The 1,819-nt window shown below is 53.9% G+C and carries 1 protein-coding gene and 1 pseudogene; both read left to right on the top strand.

What is annotated here, in order from left to right; genetic code table 11:
• A pseudogene (locus tag Q8Q83_RS09785) lies at nucleotides 1-346 on the top strand (ketol-acid reductoisomerase); the annotation flags it as partial.
• Nucleotides 347-500: 154 nt separating this feature from the next.
• Nucleotides 501-1,316: a CDP-diacylglycerol--serine O-phosphatidyltransferase gene (pssA, locus tag Q8Q83_RS09780; RefSeq protein ID WP_305623264.1), complete on the top strand. Its 816-nt coding sequence runs from the start codon at nucleotides 501-503 to the stop codon at nucleotides 1,314-1,316.
• Nucleotides 1,317-1,819: the final 503 nt, after the last annotated feature.

Genomic DNA, 1,819 nt, shown 5'->3' with positions numbered 1-1,819 from the left:
CTTCGAGTGCCTGCACGAGCTGAAGTTGATCGTTGACCTCATGTACGAAGGCGGTATCGCCAACATGAACTACTCGATCTCCAACAACGCCGAGTACGGCGAGTACGTGACCGGCCCGGAAGTGATCAACGCCGAATCCCGTGCTGCCATGCGTAACGCCCTGAAGCGTATTCAGGATGGCGAATACGCCAAGATGTTCATCCAGGAAGGCGCCACCAACTACGCTTCTATGACTGCCTACCGTCGCAACAACGCGGCCCATGGCATTGAAGTGGTCGGCGAGAAGCTGCGTTCCATGATGCCGTGGATCTCTGCTAACAAAATCGTCGACAAAGCCAAGAACTAAGGCTTGTTGCTATGAAAAAACGCGGCCTTGGCCGCGTTTTTTCATAGTGCTGCAGGGCTTCTGGTATAAAGCCTGGGTATTGCATGGGCTGTGCCGGCGAACCCTTGCCGATAGAGCCTGTCGAAATTTCCAAATCCGTTGCAAGGTATTGTTCATGAACGAACGTCCAGATGAACCCCAGCCAACTCCTGAGGCAGAAAGCTTACTGCCAATCGATGAGCATATAGAGGAGGGGCATGATGCCGAGGGACGCAAGGTTCGTCATCGCGGCATTTATCTGTTGCCTAACCTGTTTACTACAGCCAATTTGTTTGCTGGCTTCTACGCCATCATCAATGCCATGAACGGCAACTTCTATGTGGCGGCCGCCGCCGTGTTCGTCGCCATGGTGCTGGATGGGCTGGACGGCCGGGTAGCGCGCCTGACCAATACCCAGAGCGCGTTCGGTGCCGAGTACGACTCGCTGTCCGATATGGTGGCCTTTGGTGTGGCGCCAGCCTTGCTCGCGTTCGAATGGGCACTGGGCAGTCTGGGCAAGGTCGGCTGGATGGTCGCCTTTATCTATGTCGCTGGGGCTGCATTGCGCCTGGCGCGGTTCAATACGCAGATCGGTAGCGCCGATAAGCGCTACTTTATTGGTCTGGCCAGTCCGGCGGCGGCAGGCGTGGTGGCCGGTACGGTTTGGGCCTTTAGTGACTTCGGTATCAAGGGCTCGAACATGGCCTTTGCTGTGGCTATCCTGGTGGCTGCTGCCGGTGTGCTTATGGTCAGCAATATCAAGTACCACAGCTTCAAGGATCTCGACCTGAAGGGGCGCGTACCTTTCGTGGCTATCCTGGTGGTTGTCTTGGTCTTCGCCGTTGTATTTAGCGATCCACCGCGGATTCTACTGATCATCTTCCTGGCTTATGCGGCGTCCGGCCCTGTTCAATATCTGTTGCAGTTACGCCGTCGTAAAAGTGTCGAGTAGATATCTGTCTGCTCATGCAAAGCCGTTGATGCGCCAGCATCAACGGCTTTGTCGTTTCTAGCTTATTCGTTCGTTGTCTTTCCTGTGACATGCCTCGCTTTCGCGAGTGCAGCGAGCCATTGCACGCCGGTGGATGGCTGATTTTCATAAAAGCTTAATAAACGGTTGACGTGGAATTGACTGGGCCTATAATGCGCACCTCTTCCGGCGCAGGCCTCTCGGAAAACTTCTTCTAAAACAAGAAGTTAACTTAAAAATAGAGGTTGTAGTTTGGCGAAAGCCAAGTACAATGCGCCGGGCTGACAGGGTGGTGGTTTGATCCTGTCGGTGCTTCGGTCGAGTCGATCGAAAGCGGTTGAAGAGGTGGTTGACAGCGGTTTGAAACGCTGTAGAATTCGCCTCCCGCTGACGAGAAGCTAGAAGTTGATCGGAGGTGCAAGTGGTTGAGTTTGAAAAGAAATTTTCGAAATCACTTGACGGAGAATGAGGCTGCTGTAGAATGC

The organism is Pseudomonas sp. (assembly GCF_030696055.1).
Taxonomy (GTDB): domain Bacteria; phylum Pseudomonadota; class Gammaproteobacteria; order Pseudomonadales; family Pseudomonadaceae; genus Aquipseudomonas.
Note: the sequence above shows the minus strand (reverse complement) of the source record. Positions and strands in the feature narration are given on the sequence as shown.